Source organism: endosymbiont of Lamellibrachia barhami, from assembly GCF_011947365.2.
Classification (GTDB): Bacteria; Pseudomonadota; Gammaproteobacteria; order Chromatiales; family Chromatiaceae; genus QGON01.
In genome coordinates, this window is the sequence record NZ_JAAVSH020000001.1 from 2,607,777 (window position 1) to 2,611,967 (window position 4,191).

Genomic DNA, 4,191 nt, shown 5'->3' on the forward strand with positions numbered 1-4,191 from the left:
AAGTACTTCGTTTCAGTTACGTATTGCTTGCTCGGCATGCTGGACCTGCAGGCGACACCGACGATCTCATCGAACCTTTGTTTCATCGGCTCCCCACTCCAGCATTGTAGGGGATAATTGTCAAGAAACAGGTTGCGTGATCCTCCATAAGTCCACATCAGCAGAGCACGAGAATCTACAACCGCCAAACGAAGAGATCGTCTGGTCGCGTTCCCGCCGGCTCCGTCGTGGTACCGGGCAATCTACCAGCTGACGATGGCAGCCACGGTCTCTACTGCGCCGTAATCGTCAAGCAAGTCGACGAAAAGACCCGTTCCAGGGTCAGCATCAATGAACTGTTAAGAGATATCTGAACCGGTATGACAACCACCGGATTCTGCGTGTATAGTCCGGAACCCCAATCTCTAAATTTTGCGAAAATGATGACGATCTACGGCATTCCCAACTGCGATACCATGAAAAAAGCCCGTAAGTGGCTGGGTGACCGGGGTATCGACTACCACTTCCACAATTTCAAAAAAGAGGGACTGGACGAAGCACTGTTGTTGCGCTGGACCGAGGCAGTCGGCTGGGAAAAACTACTCAACAAGCGAGGTATGATGTGGCGCAAGCTGGATCATGAGACCAGGGATAACATCGACGAAAGCAGCGCCATTCACATCATGCTGGAGACACCATCAATCATAAAACGTCCTGTTTTGGATGATGGCAAAGGGCTGCACGTGGGATTCAGCGATGCCGACTACCGGGGGATTTTTGGCAACTAACAACGCACAAATTATCTGATAAGTAGGCCGGTTCAAGCGCAGCGGAACCGGCAGACATTGATTGCTGTACCGAGCCTGTCGCCTGATCCGCTACGCTTGATCAGGCCTACGAATCAGGGACAAAGCCGGCCCGAATACCCTATGGAAAAGAAGTAATACCCCCCATCCACCACTCTCCGTTTCCTGTATAATGGCGAGTTTTCGTTTTTCCGGGATTGCCGCATGATCAAAATCAACGAGAACTACAATAAGCTCCAGGCCTCATATCTGTTCTCCGATATCGCCAGGCGGGTCACTGCCCACACTGAGGCGAACCCTGATCAGAACATCATCCGCCTCGGTATCGGCGACGTCACCCGCGCCCTGCCGGACGCCTGCATCAAGGCGCTTCATGCTGCAGTGGACGAGATGGCCAGCGACAGCTCTTTTCATGGCTACGGCCCTGAACAGGGTTACAACTTCCTGCGCGAGGCCATCGCAAAAGGTGACTTCCAATCCCGTGGCGCCGATATCGAAGCCGACGAGATCTTCGTCAGCGACGGGGCAAAATGCGACTCAGGCAACTTTCAGGAGATCTTCGCCACCGACGCCACTGTTGCCATTCCGGATCCGGTCTATCCGGTCTACGTCGACACCAACGTCATGGCAGGACGCACCGGCGAGGCGAAAGATGGCCGCTACGAAGGGCTGGTCTATCTGGACGCCACCAAGGAAAATGGCTTCATTCCCGATCTGCCGAAAACTCCGGTCGATCTCATCTATCTCTGTTTCCCCAACAACCCGACCGGGGCCACTGCCACCAAGGCGCAGCTGAAGGCCTGGGTCGACTACGCCCGTGACAACAAGGCGCTGATCCTCTTCGACGCGGCCTACGCGGCCTTCGTGCAGGACGACAACCTGCCCCGCTCGATCTACGAGATTGAGGGCGCCAAAGAGGTAGCGATCGAATTCCGCAGCTTCTCCAAGACCGCCGGCTTCACCGGTACACGCTGTGCCTACACCGTGGTCCCAAAAGCCTGCATGGCCTATACCGAGTCTGGCGAGAAGGCTTCCGTTCATGCGCTCTGGAACCGCCGCCACACCACCAAGTTCAACAGCGTCTCCTACCCGGTACAGCGCGCCGCCGAAGCGGTCTATAGCCCGGAGGGGCAGGCTCAAGTGCAGGAACTGGTCTCCTACTATCTGAAGAACGCCCAATATATCCGTGAACAGATGGAAGCGCTGGGTTACGACTGCAGTGGCGGCGAGAACTCACCCTATATCTGGATCGATGCCAAAGGCGACTCCTGGGAGCTCTTCGACAAACTGCTGAACAATACCGGCGTGGTCTGCACCCCCGGCGCCGGGTTCGGCAAATGCGGCGAGGGCTACATCCGCATCAGCGCCTTCAACAGTTTCGAAAACGTCCAGGAAGCGATGTCCCGGATCAAAGACGCGCTCTAATCCGTCGCCAGCAGGAAACCACGATGCCAATATCCCAAGATTTCAAGCGCCGGCTCTCCCCTGTTCTGAAGAACATCGTCGAGCACTATGGCACCCCTTTTCATCTCTACGATGAGCAGGGCATTCTCGATACCGGAAACACGCTGACCGAGGCGTTTTCCGGCATCGCGGGTTTCCGCGAGTACTTCGCTGTCAAGGCGCTGCCCAACCCCAGAATTATGCAGATCATGCAGTCGATGGGATTCGGCTTCGACTGCAGTTCCATCGCAGAACTGATTCTCAGCCGCGATATCGGCGCCTCGGGTGAAGACATCATGTTCACCTCAAACAATACCAGTCCTGCGGAGTTCGAAGCGGCGGCAGCCCGAGGGGGCTGTGTGCTCAATCTCGACGACATCTCGCTGATCGACAAGGTGCCAGTGATGCCTGAGCTGGTCTGTTTTCGTTACAACCCTGGTGAACGCCGCACCGGCAACAGCATCATCGGCAACCCGGTAGAAGCCAAATACGGCGTCACCCATGATCAGCTGCTTGATGCCTACAAAGCAGCCAAAGGACGCGGCGCCAAACGTTTCGGCCTGCACACCATGCTCGCATCCAACGAGCTGAACTACACCTACATGGTCGAGACCGCCCGCACCCTGCTGGAGCGGGTCGAGTGGATCTCCTCGCAACTGGGCATCACCTTCGATTTCATCAATATCGGTGGTGGTCTGGGCATTCCCTACCGTCCTGAAGACGAGGCCCTCGACATCCAGGCCATGGGCCGGGAGATCACCGCACTTTTTGATACCTTCAAGTCCCATAACGGTTATGCTCCCAAACTCTATGTTGAGAGCGGCCGTTACATGAGCGGCCCCCACGGGGTTCTGGTCACCCAGGCGATCAACCGCAAGGAGATCTACCGCACCTATGTCGGCGTGGACGCCTGCATGTCCGCCCTGATGCGTCCCGGCATGTATGGGGCCTACCACCATATCGACGTATTGGGTAAAAGCGGTGGCGATGAGACGGTGGATGTGGCGGGCTCACTTTGCGAGAACAATGACAAGTTTGCCGTCCAGCGCAGTCTGCCGAAGATCGAGGACGGAGACATTCTCTACATTCACGATACCGGCGCCCACGGCCAGGCAATGGGTTTCAACTACAACGGCAAGGTGCGACCAAAGGAGCTGCTGCTGAAGACCGACGGCAGTGTCAAACTGATCCGCCGTGAAGAGACCCTGGATGACTATTTCGCCACTCTGAGTTTCGAGGACGACAGGTTTATTCCGGTATCCGACTAGTTCGTAGGTTGGGTTAGATGTGCGTTGCACCAAAACTGAATTTCAGCACTTGGTTTACCGCGCATTGTAACCCAACGTCGTTTTGTCGGGTTACGCCGCGCAGAATGCATTGCGCCAGATTCAAGTTGCGTACCACTTTGCGGCTAACCCGACCTACGTCTACAAATTACGGCTAGGCGTATTCGTCGATCCCCAGCAGGGCGCTAACATAGGCGCGCTCATCACTCTCTGCTGTGGATGCATAGGCACTGAGCGCCCGATATGAATGAGGGTCCAGATCGACCTGATAGGGATTTCCTCTGGTTCTGGTCCTGAGTATCAAAGCCTCCGCCTCGATGGCCGAAGGCACTTGGCGCGGTAGGGCCGTTTGCTGCGACTGAAGCATCTCCTCCACACCACGAGGCATCGACGCCGACTCACGCGGGAGTAAGCGCCGTTCAAGGGGAAGAGTGAGTGAACCTGAAATCTTCACTTGATTCGTCTTGGCCTATGTCCGAATGCAGATTATAGCCTACCGGGTCAAGCCGACTCTGCGCTATAACCCGCATCCTTTACCGCAGCAATAAGCAGATCAACCGCAGCGGAGCCGGTAATCACTGCCTCGCCGGAATCGAGGGTAACCTCGACAGTTTCCACGCCCCCGATTCCCTGCAAGGCCTTGGTAACATGATTCACGCAGTGGGGGCAGGTCATGC

The 4,191-nt window shown here is 56.1% G+C and carries 5 protein-coding genes and 1 pseudogene; 4 read left to right on the forward strand and 2 right to left on the reverse strand.

Features of this window, described 5'->3' with window-relative positions:
* The 4 genes and pseudogenes from G9Q73_RS19670 to G9Q73_RS11730 form a co-directional block, all read left to right on the forward strand.
* Positions 1-353 (forward strand): annotated as a pseudogene (locus tag G9Q73_RS19670) (2,3,4,5-tetrahydropyridine-2,6-dicarboxylate N-succinyltransferase); the annotation flags it as partial.
* Between the two features lie 66 nt (positions 354-419).
* The gene (locus G9Q73_RS11720) at positions 420-767 is read left to right on the forward strand and encodes an ArsC family reductase (RefSeq protein ID WP_304956593.1); all 348 of its coding nucleotides are present in this window, start codon (positions 420-422) and stop codon (positions 765-767) included.
* Positions 768-989: 222 nt separating this feature from the next.
* Positions 990-2,210 carry an LL-diaminopimelate aminotransferase gene (locus G9Q73_RS11725; protein WP_177419950.1) on the forward strand — a complete coding sequence of 407 codons (1,221 nt, stop codon included), beginning with the start codon at positions 990-992 and terminating at the stop codon, positions 2,208-2,210.
* 23 nt (positions 2,211-2,233) lie between these two features.
* Complete coding sequence (locus G9Q73_RS11730) at positions 2,234-3,496, forward strand: diaminopimelate decarboxylase (RefSeq protein WP_177419951.1); 1,263 nt, start codon at positions 2,234-2,236, stop codon at positions 3,494-3,496.
* A gap of 172 nt (positions 3,497-3,668) precedes the next feature.
* Here the strand turns inward: G9Q73_RS11730 and G9Q73_RS11735 are convergent, their stop codons facing one another.
* Together G9Q73_RS11735 and G9Q73_RS11740 are read right to left on the reverse strand one after the other, a co-directional pair.
* A complete protein-coding gene (locus G9Q73_RS11735; RefSeq protein ID WP_177419952.1) occupies positions 3,669-3,902 on the reverse strand; it encodes an endoglucanase in 234 nt (77 codons plus the stop codon).
* Between the two features lie 113 nt (positions 3,903-4,015).
* Entirely contained in the window at positions 4,016-4,189 is a 174-nt protein-coding gene (locus G9Q73_RS11740) for a heavy-metal-associated domain-containing protein (RefSeq protein WP_177419953.1), read from the reverse strand.
* Positions 4,190-4,191: the final 2 nt, after the last annotated feature.

What these genes read in the sequence shown, in the direction of transcription:
- G9Q73_RS11720 (WP_304956593.1), top strand. Translation starts at nt 420, where the DNA reads ATGATGACGATCTACGGCATTCCCAACTGCGATACCATGAAAAAAGCC.
- G9Q73_RS11725 (WP_177419950.1), top strand. Translation starts at nt 990, where the DNA reads ATGATCAAAATCAACGAGAACTACAATAAGCTCCAGGCCTCATATCTG.
- G9Q73_RS11730 (WP_177419951.1), top strand. Translation starts at nt 2,234, where the DNA reads ATGCCAATATCCCAAGATTTCAAGCGCCGGCTCTCCCCTGTTCTGAAG.
- G9Q73_RS11735 (WP_177419952.1), bottom strand. Translation starts at nt 3,902, where the DNA reads ATGCCTCGTGGTGTGGAGGAGATGCTTCAGTCGCAGCAAACGGCCCTA.
- G9Q73_RS11740 (WP_177419953.1), bottom strand. Translation starts at nt 4,189, where the DNA reads ATGACCTGCCCCCACTGCGTGAATCATGTTACCAAGGCCTTGCAGGGA.